This is a genomic window from Microbacterium sulfonylureivorans, assembly GCF_003999995.1.
GTDB lineage: Bacteria > Actinomycetota > Actinomycetes > Actinomycetales > Microbacteriaceae > Microbacterium > Microbacterium sulfonylureivorans.
Map to the genome: position 1 here is coordinate 41,732 of NZ_RJAD01000002.1, position 14,152 is coordinate 55,883.

Below are 14,152 nucleotides of genomic sequence, written 5' to 3' on the forward strand. Positions count from 1 at the left end.
CCCGGCGTGGGCCGGCGGGCGAGGATGGGCCACATGGCGAGACCGCGCGACTCCGATCCGCAGGACGACCGTGACGACGGGCGCGACGAGACGCCGACCGAGCGCGCCGACCGCAACTGGAACGAGGTGCTGCAAGAGCTGCGCGTCCTCCAGACGGGTACGCAGATCCTCACCGGCTTCCTCCTCGCCCTCGCGTTCCAGCCGGCATTCGCGGATCTGTCCGACGGCCAGCGCACCGTCTATCTGACGCTTGTGGTGACGTCGGCGCTCAGCGCCATCATCGCGCTGGCCCCCGTCGCGCTGCACCGTTTCCTCTTCCAGCAGCGGGCGAAGGCCGCCGTGGTCGCCTACGGTCACTCGGCGCTGATCACGGCGCTGTTCACGGTCTCGGTGCTGGTGGTCGGCGTCGTGGCGTTCGTGTTCGACGTCGTCGTGGGGGATGCGGCAGCCTGGTGGGCGCTCGGAAGCCTGTCGGCGCTGATCGTCGTGCTGTGGCTCGTCGTCCCCGCGACGATGCGAGCCCGCGTGTCCGCGAGGGAGGCCGCATGACCGCCGCCGACGCGATCGGGATCGGAGTCGCGCAATTCGCGCCGACCGCCGACACCGACGCCAATCTCGTCACCATCGCGCAGCTGACCGCCGCGGCAGCGTCCCGTGGCGCCCGACTCGTGGTCTTCCCCGAGTACGCGAGCTACTTCGTCGACCCGTTCGACCACTCGCTCCTCGAGAACGCGCAGGACGTGGACGGGCCGTTCGTGCAGGCGCTCCGGGGGCTGGCGGACCGGCACGGCGTGCACATCGTGGCCGGGCTCCTCGAACGGGCCGGCGACGATCGCCGGGTGCGCAACACGGTCGTGGCGGTCGATCGCAGCGGGCTCGTCGCCACCTACCGCAAGCTCCATCTGTATGACGCGTTCGGTCAGCGGGAGTCGGACTGGGTCGAGGCCGGTGACATCACGGCCCCCGAGACGTTCGAGCTCGGCGGACTCCGATTCGGCCTCATGACCTGCTACGACCTGCGCTTCCCCGAGGTCGGGCGGCTCCTCGTCGACGCAGGAGCGGATGTCTTCCTCGTCCCGGCGGAGTGGGTGCGGGGTCCCCTCAAGGAGCACCACTGGCGCACCCTGCTGCACGCCCGCGCCATCGAGAACACGGTGTTCGTGGCGGCGGCCGACCACCCGCCGCCGCTCGGCGTCGGGTGTTCGATGATCGTCGATCCTCAGGGGGTCGATCTGGCGGCGGTGGGGACGGCCACCGACGTGGCTGTCGCGCATCTCGACCCCGCGGCCGTGGAGCGGGTGCGCCGGGTCAACCCCTCGCTGCGGCTTCGTCGGCTCGGCGTCGTACCGAGGGAGTCCTGAGCGCGGCGTTCACTGCGCGGCGGCGAGGCGGGAGGCCGCCTCTTCCAACACCTCGACGCGCTTGCACGCGGCGAACCGAACGAGCGTGGCGTACTCGGCCCGTCGCCCCGGCGTGGCGAAGGCGGTGAGCGGGATGGCGACCACCCCGGCGCGCTCGGGGAGCTCGCGGCAGAAGGCCGAGGCATCCGTCGCCCCGAGCCGCCGCGCATCGGCGACCGTGAAGTACGACCCGGCCGGGGTGGAGACCTCGAACCCGGCCGCGCGCAGGCCCGCGCCGAGCAGGTCGCGCTTGGTCCGGAGCTCGTCGGCGATGCGGCGGTAGAACCCGTCGCCGAGTCGAAGGCCGGTCGCGATCGCCGGCTGGAAGGCGCTGCCGTTGACGTAGGTCAGGAACTGCTTGACCGCGAGCACTGCGGAGACCAGGTCGGCGGGACCCGTCACCCACCCGATCTTCCAGCCGGTCGTGGAGAACGTCTTGCCGCCCGACGAGATCGTCAGCGTGCGGTCCCACGCGCCGGGGAGCGTCGCGATCGGCACGTGGGGACCGTCGAAGACCAGATGCTCGTACACCTCGTCGGTCACGATGATCGCGTCGTGCCGCTCGGCGAGGCGCACGATCTCGTCGCGCACCTCGGCGGCGAACACCGCCCCGGTCGGGTTGTGGGGATCGTTGACCAGGATGGCCCGTGTGCGATCTCCGACCGCGCGACGCAGGTCGTCGAGGTCGGGCTGGAAGTCCGGCCAGCGCAGGGGCACGGTCACGAGGCGGGCGCCCGCGAGGGCGACGACGGCGGCGTAGGAGTCGTAGTACGGCTCGAAGACGACGACCTCGTCATCCGACCCGTCGATCAGCGCCAGCAGGGTGGCCGCCAGCGCCTCCGTCGCGCCGGCGGTCACGAGCACGTCGCGCGCCGGATCGAGGTGCAGCCCGTAGAAGCGCTCCTGGTGCTCGGCGACGGCCGAGAGCAGATCCGGGATGCCCCGGCCCGGCGGGTACTGGTTCACCCCGTGGGCGATCGCCTCGCGGGCCGCCTCGAGGACCTCGACGGGCCCGTCCTCGTCGGGGAAGCCCTGACCCAGGTTGATCGCGCCGGTTTCGGCCGCGAGTGCCGACATCTCGGCGAAGATGGTGGGGCGGATGGATCCGTCCGCACCGACGAGTCCGGCACCCGCCGCGGTGCGGTGCCATGCTCCGGGGATGTGTCGCATCGGATCACGGTACTCGACCCGCTCAGGTCGATTGCATAGCGGTGTCCCAGAGGCACCATAAGAAACGCACAGCATCGGTGGGCAATGTGGTCAGTGCCTCGCAGCAGAAGGAGCAACCATGAGCGACAACCAGGGCAACGTCCCCGCAGACCACACCCCCGCCGACGCGGCCGGCGAGCACACGCCCGCCGTCGCACCTCCGGCCGAGGGCACTCCCGCCGTGCCGACCGCAGTGCCGACCGCGCCGCAGACCGCTGCGACGCAGCCCGTGCAGCCCCCGGCTGCCCCCGCGCCGCCCACCACGGCCGCCTGGCAGGCCGCACAGGCCCCTGCTGCGCCCCAGGCTCCTGCCGCCGCGCCCCAGGCCGCCGCACCTCAGGTTCCGGCGCAGCCCACCGCCCCGGCCGGATACCCGATCCACCAGCAGGCGTACGCCCGTCCGCAGGGCTACGCCGGCCAGCCGGCCGCATACCCCCAGTCCTACGCCGGTCAGCCGCAGGGCGCCGCGTTCGGGCAGGCCGCCACCGGCACCCAGCCCACCGTCCCGCTCGGCCAGGCGCCGGCCGCCGCCACCGCGACCGCGCCCAAGAAGTCGTCGGGTGCAGGAAAGGTCGTCGGCCTCATCGTGGCCGCGGCGATCGTCGGCGGTGCCGCCGGGCTCGGCGGCGCCTACGCAGGCGTCAACCTCTTCTCGCCCGCGAGCGTCGTGCCCGCGGCCGGCCCCGCCACGGTCACGGTCAACGACACCGAATCGGTCAACCAGACCACCGCGATCGCGGCCAAGGTCGTGCCGAGCGTCGTCACGATCGAAGCGGCCGGCGACAGCGGCAGCGGCACCGGCTCGGGTGTCGTGCTGACCGAGGACGGCTACGTCGTCACGAACACGCACGTCGTCACGCTCGACGGAGCCACCGGCGACGCCACCATCCGGGTCACGACCTCCGACGGTCGCGTCTACGACGCGACGGTCGTCGGAACCGACCCGACGTACGACCTCGCTGTCATCAAGCTCGAGGGCGCGACCGATCTCACCCCCATCGAGTTCGCCTCGTCATCCGATCTCAACGTCGGCGACGCCGCGATCGCCGTCGGCGCACCGCTCGGCCTCGCCAACACGGTGACCACCGGAATCGTCAGCGCGCTGAACCGTTCGATCGAGATCGCATCGTCGGCCGCCCCGGACTCCGGCGATGCCGAGACCGACACCCCCGAGGAGGGCCAGGAGGGCGAGCAGGGCAGCCCGTTCCAGTTCGACTTCGGACAGGGGCAGACCCAGCAGACCCCGTCGGCGTCGATCTCGATCGCCGTCATCCAGACCGACGCGGCGATCAACCCCGGCAACTCCGGCGGGGCGCTCGTCGACTCCGAGGGCAAGCTCATCGGCATCAACGTGGCCATCGCCACGGCGGGCGGGTCGGCCGAGGGCTCCGGCTCGATCGGCGTCGGCTTCTCGATCCCTTCCGACATCGCCCAGCGCATCACCGACGAGATCATCGAGAACGGCGAGGCGACGCACGGTCTTCTCGGCGCGAACGTCCTGCCCGCGGCATCCGTCGAGGGCTCGACCATCACCGGTGCCTACATCAAGGAAGCGGTCGACGGCGGCGCGGCCGCCGCGGCGGGCCTCCAGGAGGGCGACGTCGTGACCTCGTTCAACGGCGTGCCGGTCACCGACGCGGTCGACCTGACCGCTCAGGTGCGTGCCGCGGCCGCCGGCAGCGAGGCGACGGTCACGTTCGTCCGCGACGGCGAGACCAAGACGGTGGATCTGACGCTCGGGACCCTCGAGCCGTAAGCCCCACGGCCGGCCGGACACAGGCCGGCGAAAACGGCCCAGGACGCCACCCCGCGATAGGCTCGCGGGGTGGCGTCCTTCTCGTTCGGCGCGGGGAATGCGAGGAAGCTCGCGACCATCCCGCTGTATGCCGCCGGGCGCATGCTCACGCTGCTCGTGCCGCGCTCGCGCGACGAGTGGGTCTTCGGCTGCGGGGCGGGCATCGGCGACGGCGCACTCGCGCTGTGGGCGGTCGCCGCAGCCGACGGCCGTGACGCGCTCTGGCTGGTGGGCTCCGACCGCGAGGCTCGGGATGCCGCGGCCCGAGGCATCCCCACGGCCCGCAGGTCCTCGCTGCGCGGCCTGTGGCGCACGGCGCGTGCGCGGGTGGTCGTCGTGACCCACGGGTTCGGCGACGTCAACCGGTACGCGGTGTCGGGTGCGTTCGTCGTGCAGCTGTGGCACGGCATTCCGCTCAAGCGGATCGGACTCGATTCGCCGGAGACGCTGCGGCCTCCCGCCGCGGCCGCTCGACTGGGCGTGGCCCGCCTCGCGCGTGCGGCCCTCGGAGCGATGTTCCGCGGCGCCGCGCGCCGGATCCGCATCCTTCCTGCCGCTTCCCATCTGGTGCGCGGGCGGCTCGAGTCGGCGTTCGCCCTGCCCGACGAACGCGTTCCGGTGACCGGGGAGCCTCGGGTCGACGTGCTCTCGCGGGGGACGGCCGACGATCGGCGGCGCACCTCGCGGGCCGAGCTGGACCGCCTGTGCGGTGCCGTCGATCCGGCCACGCGCCTCGTGCTGTACGCGCCGACGTGGCGCGACGGCGCGCCCGACCCCGCCGTGCCCTCCGTGGCGGAATGGGCTGCTCTGCTGGACGTGCTGGAGCGCGGCGACGCGGTGCTCCTCGTGCGCTCGCACCCGCTGGGTGCGGGGGAGTACCGGCCGCCCGTGCCGAGCGATCGGGTGAGGCCGCTCGGCAGCGACCTCGTCGTCGACGTGACCCCCCTGCTGCCGGGCATGGACGTCCTCGTCACCGACTACTCCTCGCTCGCCTACGACGCATCGCTCGTGCCGCTCCCGGTCGTCTTCCTCGCCCCGGACGTCGCAGAGTACGGTCGTCGACGCGGGTTCTACGGGCGCTACGAAGACGTGGCCGGCGACGACTGGTCCGTCGACTGGACGGGCGCCGCGGCGCAGCTCGAAGCAGTCCTGACCGACGCCGACGAGCGCGGGCGGCGCCTCGAGCGCGCCCGCGCGCTGAGCGCGCAGGTCCATGCATTCCGAGACGGCGGCAACGCCGAGAGGGTGTACCGTGCGATCCTGGCCGGATCGAGCGCCGACGCCCGGCCGATGAAGGGACACCGATGACCGACGCCCGCTTCACGCACGACGACGGTCCGGCGCTCACGCTCTCCGGCGAGGGCCCCCGTCCGGCGTCGGTGGAACTCGTCGGAGCCCGCGCCCGTGTGGCCGCGGTGCTCACGGGTCGCGGCAAGACATGGCGGGCGGTGCTCCCGCTGCGCGCCGCACGCTGGGGCGGACCGGTGCTTCCGCTGCCCGCAGGGCGGTACGAGGTGCGCGTCGAGTCGGCCGAGGGCGGAGCCGTCCCCGCTCCCGACGCGCTCCCTCTCGCGCAGCTGGGCACCCTGCGCGCCGAGCTCGACGGCTGGATCCTGCGCGTCGGCCCTCCGGTCGACCCCGCTTACGACTCCGGCGAGGGCCAGGACGCCCTCGAGCGCCGGTACGCGCACCGTCCGGCGCGTCTCGAGAACGCGGTGTTCTTCGAGAGCTTCTACGGTCGCAATGCGAGCTGCAACCCTCTCGCGATCGATCGGGAGCTCGCGCGGCGCGCGCCGGGTGTGACCCGCTACTGGAGCGTCGTCGACCTGTCGGTCTCCGTCCCCGAGGGCGCCGTGCCGATCGTCGAGGGCAGCCCCGAATGGTGGCGCGCCCGCGGCGCGGCGAGGCTGCTCGTCGTGAACGACTGGCTCCGCCGGCGCTTCTCGCGTCGAGGGGGCCAGGTCGTCCTGCAGACCTGGCACGGCACTCCGCTCAAGCGACTCGCGCTGCACCGGCCCGGCTTCGACCCGCGCCGCATGGCCGCCGTCGTGCGCGAGTCCCGCCGCTGGAACATCCTCCTCGCACAGAACCCTTATGCCGCGCGCATCCTGGGGAAGGCGTACGCGTTCCTGTCGCGCCCGGTGTGGGTCGAGGGCTACCCCCGCAACGACGTGCTGGTGACCGGCGACGGCGCCGCGACGCGGGCGGCGCTCGGCGTCCGCGCTGACGAGCGCGTGCTCCTGTACGCGCCCACGTGGCGCGACGACCGCGACGAGATCGTGGACTTCGTCGATCCGGCGGTACTGGCATCGGCCGCCGATGCGGTCGTTCTCGTGCGGGGGCACTCGCGCACGATTCAGCCGGGGCGGGATGCCGAGGGCCCGCGCGTGATCGACGTCACCGGCTTCCCCGACACGTCCCAGCTGCTGCTCGCCGCCGACGCGCTCATCACCGACTACTCCTCGGTGATGTTCGACTTCTCCGTCACCGGCAAGCCGATGTACTTCCTCGTGCCCGACATGGAGCACTATCGCGGCGAGCTGCGCGGCTTCTACTTCGACCTGGTGGCACACGCGCCCGGACCGGTCGTCCGCTCGCAGGACGAGCTCGTCGCTGCTCTGGCCCGTGATCCGGAGGAGTTCGCCGCGCGCTACGCCCGGTGGCGCGAGAAGTTCAATGCCCGCGACGACGGTCGCGCAGCCGAGCGGGTGGTGGCGCGCATCCTCGACCAGGGGCTCGTCGACGCGGGCTGACCGCCGCGTCGCGGACTCACGGCAGGGGCGTGTTGCGTGAGCCGAGCCTCGAGGTGTCGACCGTGTCGTGCGCGCCGCGCAGCACTCCGACGAGGAAGCCCCAGCCCCACGACAGGTGCATCGTGGGCAGCACGGCCATCGTCCACAGCTTGTCGCGCCATCCGTGGCCGCCGCCGGAGCCGAGGGCCACGACGACGATCAGGACGGCGTACGTGACGATCGGCAGGTAGACGACGGATGCCGCGACCGCCCACCAGCCCGCGAGCACGCCGGTCGCCTGCAGCACGCCCACCACGACGGCGAGGAGGATCGTCGCCACGAGCGCGGGCGGCGCGAAGAAGCGCAGCGAGTTGCCGCGTCCGTAGCGGCGGACGAGTTCTCCGCGCCAGCGACCGGTGGCGGAGAACTGGCGCACCAGGCGCGACCAGCTCTCGCGCGGCCAGTAGGTCACCGACAGCGTGGGGTCGAACCAGACCCGGTAGCCGGCTCGGCGGATGCGGAGGTTGAGCTCCCAGTCCTCGCCGCGGCGGATCGTCTCGTCGAAGAGCCCGACCTCGTCGAGCACCGCTCGGCGCATCACACCGAGGTAGGCCGACTCGGCCTCGCCCGCCTGGGTTCCGCCGTGGTAGGCGCCGCCGCCGAGGCCGATGGGGGAGTTGTAGGCCCGCGCCACCGCCCGCTGGAACGGCGATCGCCCGTCGGCGCGCATGACACCGCCGACGTTGGCGGCCCGCACGTCGTCGAGGGTCGCGAGCGCGCGGCGGGTGTAGTCGGGCTGCAGCTCGGAGTGCGCGTCCACGCGCACGATCGTGGGGTAGCGTCCCGCGGCGATCGCCCGGTTGAGTCCGACGGGGATGTCGGCGTCGGGATTGTCGACCAGCACGATCCGGTCGTCTCCGGCCGCGAGGTCGCGGGCGAGCTCGGTGGTGCCGTCCGTGGATGGGGCGAGGGCGAGGATCAGCTCGGCCGGGCCTTCGGCATCCTGCGCGAGAACGGTCTCGACGGCGCGGCGGAGGTAGTCGCGCTCGTTCAGGACGGGCATGACGTAGGTGACGCCGGCGTGGGGTGGGACTTCTGGAGCGTCCTTGCGCCCGCGCTGCTCGACCTGCACGGGTCGATCATGTCACGTGCGGCCTGGGTAGGCTGGGAGCGTGGGTCTGGTCTCCGATGCGAAGAAAGCCGTCGCGCTCGTCCGCAAGGCCGTGAGAAGCCGGTCGGCGGTCATCGACGTCCGCCGCACGCTCGCGAGCCTCCCGGAGCATCCGCGTCTTCATTACCGGGTCGCGGTCTACTTCGCCGACGGCGCGGTCAACATGTACCAGATGCGGCAGTGGTACAAGCCCCTGGCCGAGCTCGCGAAGATCTGGCCCGTCGTCGTCCTCAGCCGGGCGGCGACCGGCGCGCAGGCCCTGCTCGCCGAGGACTCGCCGCCGGTCGCGTTCGTGCCCACCGTCCGCGACCTGGAGCGGTTCATCGCCAAGCAGGACATCCGGGTGGTGCTCTACGTCAACCAGAACACCCGCAACTTCCAGATGTTCCGGTACGGGCGACGCTGGCACGTGTTCATCAACCACGGCGAGTCCGACAAGATGTACATGACCACGAACCAGTACAAGGCGTACGACTATGCGCTGATCGCAGGCGACGCCGCGCGCGAGCGCCTGTCACGGGTGCTGTGGGACTACGACATCGACCGCCGCACGATCGCGATCGGCCGGCCACAGGCCGACCACTACTCGGGGACGCTGCCGTACACACCCGACGACCGGACCGTCGTGCTCTACGCACCGACGTGGGAGGGCGATCGGCCGTCGGCTCACTACGGGTCCGTGGCGACGCACGGCGAGGCGCTCGCGACGGCGCTCCTCGCGACGGGGCGCCACCGTCTCATCTACCGTCCGCACCCCCGCTCGGGTGTCGTCGACCCCCAGTACGGCGCGGCCAATCGCCGCATCATCGCGGCCATCGCGGCCGCGAACGCCGCCGATCCGTCGGCGCGGCACGTGTTCGACGACGGTCCCGACCTCGGCTGGCAGCTCTCCGCCGCAGACGTCGCGATCGTCGACATCTCGGCGATGGTCTACGACCGCCTCGCCGCCGACAAGCCGCTCATGATCACGCGTCCCGCCGATCCCGCCGCCGCGATCGACACGCACGGCTACCTGTCCGCCTGCGAGTGGCTGGACGCCGCGGCCGCCCCGTCGATCGTCGCCGAGACCGAGCGGGTCCTCGGCGATCCTGAGGCCGTTGCGCGCCTCGAGCAGTGGGTGCGCCACTACTTCGGCGACGCCGCTCCCGGAGCGGCCACCGAGCGATTCCACGGCGCGATCCGGCGGCTCATGGATGACTGGGACCGGTGGTACTCCCGCTCGGTCGACGAGTCGGAGGACGACGAACCGGATCCCGACGAGGCCGAGCTGGACGACGCCGTCGAGGGCTGATCAGGCCACCGGCGCCGGACGCTCGACGAGACGGGCGATCGCGCGCAGCGGGATCGTGACCCAGGTGGGACGGTTGCGGGCCTCGTAGATCGCCTCGTAGACGGCCTTGTCGAGCTCCAGCGCCGCCAGCAGGGGACTGTCGGCCGCCAGGTCGGCGCCGGAGGCCAGGGCGTATCCCTCGAGGAACGCCGTCCGTGCCGCGCGCGCCCACTCGCGCGCCGCCTGCGGCGAGCGATCGGGGTCGTCGAGGCGGATGGAGCCGGCCACGTAGTCGAACGAACGAAGCATGCCGGCGACATCCCGCAGCGCCAGATCGGCGCGCGTTCGCTCGTTCATGGGGCGCAGCGGCTCGCCTTCGAAGTCGAGCAGCACCCAGCCGCGGCCGGGGACGTGCAGCACCTGTCCCAGGTGGTAGTCGCCGTGGATGCGCTGCTGGTCGGGCCAGGCGCCCGCCGCGGCGTGTTCGTACACCGACTCGATGGCGGCGCGCCGCTCGGCGATCTCCGGCACCTCGGCGATCGCGATCGTGAGCCGGCGGTGCCACGACGCGGCGGTGGCCTCCCGATCGCCGGGGAGCGTCTCGCGGGTCGGGAAGAGCTCGGCGAGCGACACGTGCACGTCGGCCGTCGCGGCGCCGAGCGCGCGCGCGGGACCGCGGAAGTCGTCGCCGCGCGCAGCGGCACGCAGGGCGACCCGCCACGCGTCCTCGACGTCGGGGAGGAACTCCTGCGCGGAGGCGAGTGAGCCCGTCACCGTTCCCTGCGCCGTCGCGGGATCGGGCCACGCGCCCTCGACCCAGCCGATCGCCTGGGGCACGTGCACCGAGCCTGCCTGGGCGAGCGCCGTCGGCAGCTCGATGTCGGGATTGAGGCCCGGGTGGAGCTGGCGATAGACCTTGCAGATGATCGGCATCCCGCTGCAGCGGTAGATCAGCGACGTGTTGGACTGCTCGCCGGTCACCACGCTGGCCGTGCGCGGCTCGTCGGCGGGGACGTCGCGGCCGGGGTGACCGGTGGCGATCGTCCGCGGACCCTCGCCGCTGCCGCCGATCGTGACGAGCCGGATCAGCGCCCGGGCGTAGGCGGGGTCGAACGGGCCGTCGATGAACGTCGTGCCGGGCTCGGGGCTGCCGATGATGTGGTCGAGCCGAGCATCCACGGTCTCCGTCGCCCGTGAGACGACCGGCAGCTGGTACAGCACGGCCGGGAACGCCCCCTCGTCGGCGACGAGGTAGGTGCGGATGCGCGCGTCGGCGTCGTCCGTCGACGCCGGTGCGAGGTCCCACCAGGAGATCAGGCGCAGGCTCGGGGGGCGACCCTTGGCGGCGTACCACCTCTGGCGGGGCATCCATGCCGCCAGACACGCCAGCGTGCTGTCCATGTCTCCGAGAGTATGCCCGGCCGTGGCCGCGATGCCAGCCGGGTTCAGGTGCTCATCACCGCGGAGAGCACCGCGTAGCCCACCTGCTTCCCTGTCACGTCGGAGTGCCCGGACACGAAGGCGTCCGCATTGAGAGACCAGACGTCGTGCGCCGTGAAGTCGTACGTGCCGCCGACGTCGAGCAGGGTCGCCGCGACGCCTCCCGGTGTCTTCAGGGCGCCGTTGCGGCCTATGCCGCCATACGGGTCGTTCGCGTCGCCGAGCGCCACGCCGATCTGGCGGGCGAGTCGCGAGGCGATGGGGTACGCCATCCCCACCGCCTTGTCGTTGCGGGTGTACGTGATGATGACCGGACCGTCCACCTTCGCGGGGACGTCGGCGAACATGCCGCTCTTGCCCGAGCCGTCCCAGTCCTTGGCCATGCCGAAGTGGCTGTACGCCGCTTGGAGCAGCGACAGCGACGCGATCGGCGCTGACGTCGCGAGCGCGGCTGCGGTGACGGCGCGACCCCCGAACGAGTGCCCGACGAGATGGATGCGAGCGCTGCGCGCATCCGCGTGGATGCGATCGAGGAGCGGTGCGACGCCCTTCTTCCCGACGACGCCCGCCCGCTCCTTCATCGTGTAGTACGTGCTGACGTTGACCAGGTTGCGTGCGGCGCCGACGATGCTGTCGAAGAACCCCGCACCGCCACCGTCGCCGTCGAGCGGTGCGAGACCTGCCGGATCGATCGAGGCGGCCCCTCCGGCGACGGCGGGCGCGGCGTCCGACTCCGTTCCGCCGCGTGCGGCGTCGATGACCTCTGCCGCGGGCGCCTTCTTGAGCGCGTCGAAGCCGGCCTTGTCCTCTCCCTTGGTCGATGAGGGCAGGGTCTTGCGCAGCAGCGCGACGAACTCCTCCTGCGCCGCCGACGACGTCTCGAGCGTGGGAGCGAGCGCGATCAGCTCGGCGCGGATCTTCGGATCCTCGACGCGCAGCGCGATCTCGGCCTCCAGGACGGCGACGTCGTCGTCGACCCCGGCCCCCGCGCCGGAATTCTCCTCCTCCGCCCATTGGATCGACGGCCACAGCACGCCCACCACGACGAAGCGGCGCTCCTTGGCGCCGGCCACCCGCGGGCGCACGGCCACGATCGAGTCGACGAGCTTCTCGTAGAGGGCTCGCGCCTGCCCTGCGGTGTTGTTCCACCCGTGCGACACGACGATCACGTCGGTCGGGCTCTTGTCGGTGAGCAGCTTCTCGAGCTCGTCGAGCTGTTCGCGATGCACGAACGCGCCCTTGGCGTCGAACTCGACGTCGGCGTACGGCAGCTTCATGATGCCTCCGGTCTGTCTTGTCTGGCCCCGGTCGGGGCGGGTCATACGCTCTGGATCGCCCGCATCGCGTCGACGAGGCCACGGCCCTGGAACGTGCGCTCGCGGCCGAGGTCGCTCGCGGAGTCCATGAGCACGCGCTTGACGTCGTCGGGCTTGCCGATGAACTCGCGGTGCACCGACAGGAACGCCGCGGCGACGCCCGAGACGTGGGGCGCCGACATCGACGTCCCCGAGTCCTCGACGTACGTGATGTCGGATGCCTTCTCACCGGCCTTGAGGTGCACGTTGGCGCGCGCCTTGGCCAGCAGCTCGCCGGCGCCGGCGCTCACCACGCGTTCGCCGGGCGCGACGAGGTCGGGCTTGAGTCTGCCGTCCCCGGTCGGCCCCTTCGACGAGAAGTACGAGACGCCGGTCGAGTAGGGCTTGAGAGACGTCGAGCCCACGGTGATCGCCCGGGCGGCGTTCCCGGGGTCGTTGATGGTCATCCCGAAGCCCAGGCGCATCTCGCGACCCGCGGTGTCGCGGGCGGCGCCGTACCCGGTGTTGCCGGCCGAGACGACCACGCACACCCCGTTCGCGACGAGCCGATCGACCTCGCGGCACACTGGGGAGAGGCCTGTGGCGAACCAGGAAGGGTCGAACGGGTAGCCCAGCGAGAGGTTGACGCCGTGGACGTTGAGCTCGCGCCCCCAGCGATTGAGCTCCTGGATGTACTCGAGGGCCTCCAGGAGCGACGCCAGGTCTCCGGTGCGGTCGTCTCGCAGCATCTTGATCGGCAGGATCTTCGCCTCGGGCGCCATGCCGCTGATCCGGTCGAGCGTGACGCGCTCCACACCGGTCTCGCCCTCGGCGGTGCGGTACCAGGTCGCCGCGGCGATCCTCCTGCCGCGCGGCGTCGCGGTCTGCCCGCCTGCGATGATCCCGGCCACGTGCGTCCCGTGTCCGTTCGGATCCTGGAGGGCCGCGGCGTCGGTCGTGCCCGGAACGAAGCTGCGCGGTCGAAGGGCGTCCGGGAGCTCGAGCGTCCCGTACGTCTGGAAGTGGCGGTGCTTCTGGTCGATGCCGGTGTCGAACACGGCCCACACGATGCCGTCGCCCGTCGCGTCGAAGGATCGCACCGCAGCATCCGCCTTCGTCGTGATCACGGAGCGGTGGATGGTGGCACGCACCTCGAAGTTCGGCCACACCCGGTTGATGAAGCTCCGCGGGGCGGACTTCGCCTCCTGCCGGTTGGAGCGCGGTGTCGAGCCCTTGTCGGCGTCGATGCGCACGAGGGCGTGGATCTCGTCGGGGGTCAGCGCTGCCATGACGTAGCTGCCGGTGCGCCAGGACGAGGCATCCCGGCCCGACGCGGCGATGCGGACCAGCCCGAGCAGCTCGGCGACCGCGTCGTCGAGGGGGATGCCGCTGTCGGTGCGCAGCTCGATCACGACGCCGATCGGCTCGGTCGGGGCCGCGGAGGCCATGCGCTCGGCGAGCGGACGGGTGATCACCGAGTCCGTCACGAGCGACACGGTGGTCGGCATATCCGGAAGCGAGAACGCCGGAGTCGCCGTGGGCTCAGGCGCGGGCGCGTCTTCCGGCGGCGCGGGCTCGTCCGGCGGGGGAGCCGGCTTCTTCGCGCGGGAGCGCTTCGGCGGAGGCTTCTCGCCCTGCGGCATCGGCTTCGCGGCGTCGGGGACGAGATCCGCCTCGGGTTCGACCGCGCGGAATTCCTTCGGAAGGTGCTGACGATCTTCTGCGGACGCCATTGCCCCTCGCCCTCTCTCCCCGCGGCGAGAGTACTCCCGCGGGCGACGTGTCACCAGGTCGAGGGCGGCGAGCGGATGCCTGATACAGCCGAGCCGCGATGAATCGC

General features: G+C 72.1%; 11 protein-coding genes. 6 read left to right on the top strand and 5 right to left on the bottom strand.

The genetic code is table 11. The features are described 5' to 3' along the window. The first annotated feature begins 33 nt into the window (after positions 1 to 33). Positions 34 to 549, top strand: a complete 516-nt coding sequence (locus EER34_RS09640) for a DUF6328 family protein (protein ID WP_127474401.1) — start codon at positions 34 to 36, stop codon at positions 547 to 549. Then, entirely contained in the window at positions 546 to 1,361 is an 816-nt protein-coding gene (locus tag EER34_RS09645; protein ID WP_127474402.1) for a carbon-nitrogen hydrolase family protein, read from the top strand. The genes EER34_RS09640 and EER34_RS09645 overlap by 4 nt, the downstream gene beginning before the upstream one ends. A 9-nt stretch (positions 1,362 to 1,370) precedes the next feature. On the opposite strand, the gene EER34_RS09650 is transcribed toward EER34_RS09645, so the two are convergent. After that, positions 1,371 to 2,570: an aminotransferase class I/II-fold pyridoxal phosphate-dependent enzyme gene (locus EER34_RS09650; RefSeq protein ID WP_127474403.1), complete on the bottom strand. Its 1,200-nt coding sequence runs from the start codon at positions 2,568 to 2,570 to the stop codon at positions 1,371 to 1,373. Between the two features lie 118 nt (positions 2,571 to 2,688). On the opposite strand from EER34_RS09650, the gene EER34_RS09655 reads away from it, so the two are divergent. The 3 genes from EER34_RS09655 to EER34_RS09665 all read left to right on the top strand — a co-directional run bounded on the left by EER34_RS09655 (position 2,689) and on the right by EER34_RS09665 (position 7,157). After that, on the top strand, positions 2,689 to 4,365 hold the full coding sequence (locus tag EER34_RS09655; RefSeq protein WP_127474404.1) for a S1C family serine protease: 1,677 nt from the start codon (positions 2,689 to 2,691) through the stop codon (positions 4,363 to 4,365). A 69-nt stretch (positions 4,366 to 4,434) separates the two neighbouring features. Further along, positions 4,435 to 5,712, top strand: a complete 1,278-nt coding sequence (locus tag EER34_RS09660) for a CDP-glycerol glycerophosphotransferase family protein (protein ID WP_127474405.1) — start codon at positions 4,435 to 4,437, stop codon at positions 5,710 to 5,712. Next, a complete protein-coding gene (locus EER34_RS09665; protein WP_127474406.1) occupies positions 5,709 to 7,157 on the top strand; it encodes a CDP-glycerol glycerophosphotransferase family protein in 1,449 nt (482 codons plus the stop codon). The genes EER34_RS09660 and EER34_RS09665 overlap by 4 nt, the downstream gene beginning before the upstream one ends. A gap of 16 nt (positions 7,158 to 7,173) precedes the next feature. Here the strand turns inward: EER34_RS09665 and EER34_RS09670 are convergent, their stop codons facing one another. After that, positions 7,174 to 8,199, bottom strand: a complete 1,026-nt coding sequence (locus EER34_RS09670) for a glycosyltransferase (protein WP_127475598.1) — start codon at positions 8,197 to 8,199, stop codon at positions 7,174 to 7,176. Positions 8,200 to 8,308: 109 nt separating this feature from the next. On the opposite strand from EER34_RS09670, the gene EER34_RS09675 reads away from it, so the two are divergent. Further along, entirely contained in the window at positions 8,309 to 9,598 is a 1,290-nt protein-coding gene (locus EER34_RS09675; protein WP_127474407.1) for a CDP-glycerol glycerophosphotransferase family protein, read from the top strand. Here the strand turns inward: EER34_RS09675 and EER34_RS09680 are convergent, their stop codons facing one another. From EER34_RS09680 to EER34_RS09690, 3 genes are read right to left on the bottom strand one after another with little or no spacing between them, the layout of a single operon-like run. Beyond that, positions 9,599 to 10,978 (bottom strand): maltokinase N-terminal cap-like domain-containing protein, encoded by a 1,380-nt coding sequence (locus tag EER34_RS09680; RefSeq protein WP_127474408.1) that lies wholly within the window; start codon positions 10,976 to 10,978, stop codon positions 9,599 to 9,601. It lies immediately after the preceding gene. A 44-nt stretch (positions 10,979 to 11,022) separates the two neighbouring features. Beyond that, a complete protein-coding gene (locus EER34_RS09685) occupies positions 11,023 to 12,339 on the bottom strand; it encodes an alpha/beta fold hydrolase (protein ID WP_127474409.1) in 1,317 nt (438 codons plus the stop codon). Beyond that, on the bottom strand, positions 12,336 to 14,045 hold the full coding sequence (locus EER34_RS09690; protein ID WP_127474410.1) for a S8 family peptidase: 1,710 nt from the start codon (positions 14,043 to 14,045) through the stop codon (positions 12,336 to 12,338). Before EER34_RS09690 ends, EER34_RS09685 begins: the two co-directional genes overlap by 4 nt. Between the last annotated feature and the right edge of the window lie 107 nt (positions 14,046 to 14,152).

Coding starts and splice junctions, on each gene's coding strand:
- EER34_RS09640 (WP_127474401.1), top strand. CDS start 34: ATGGCGAGACCGCGCGACTCCGATCCGCAGGACGACCGTGACGACGGG.
- EER34_RS09645 (WP_127474402.1), top strand. CDS start 546: ATGACCGCCGCCGACGCGATCGGGATCGGAGTCGCGCAATTCGCGCCG.
- EER34_RS09650 (WP_127474403.1), bottom strand. CDS start 2,570: ATGCGACACATCCCCGGAGCATGGCACCGCACCGCGGCGGGTGCCGGA.
- EER34_RS09655 (WP_127474404.1), top strand. CDS start 2,689: ATGAGCGACAACCAGGGCAACGTCCCCGCAGACCACACCCCCGCCGAC.
- EER34_RS09665 (WP_127474406.1), top strand. CDS start 5,709: ATGACCGACGCCCGCTTCACGCACGACGACGGTCCGGCGCTCACGCTC.
- EER34_RS09670 (WP_127475598.1), bottom strand. CDS start 8,199: ATGCCCGTCCTGAACGAGCGCGACTACCTCCGCCGCGCCGTCGAGACC.
- EER34_RS09680 (WP_127474408.1), bottom strand. CDS start 10,978: ATGGACAGCACGCTGGCGTGTCTGGCGGCATGGATGCCCCGCCAGAGG.
- EER34_RS09685 (WP_127474409.1), bottom strand. CDS start 12,339: ATGACCCGCCCCGACCGGGGCCAGACAAGACAGACCGGAGGCATCATG.
- EER34_RS09690 (WP_127474410.1), bottom strand. CDS start 14,045: ATGGCGTCCGCAGAAGATCGTCAGCACCTTCCGAAGGAATTCCGCGCG.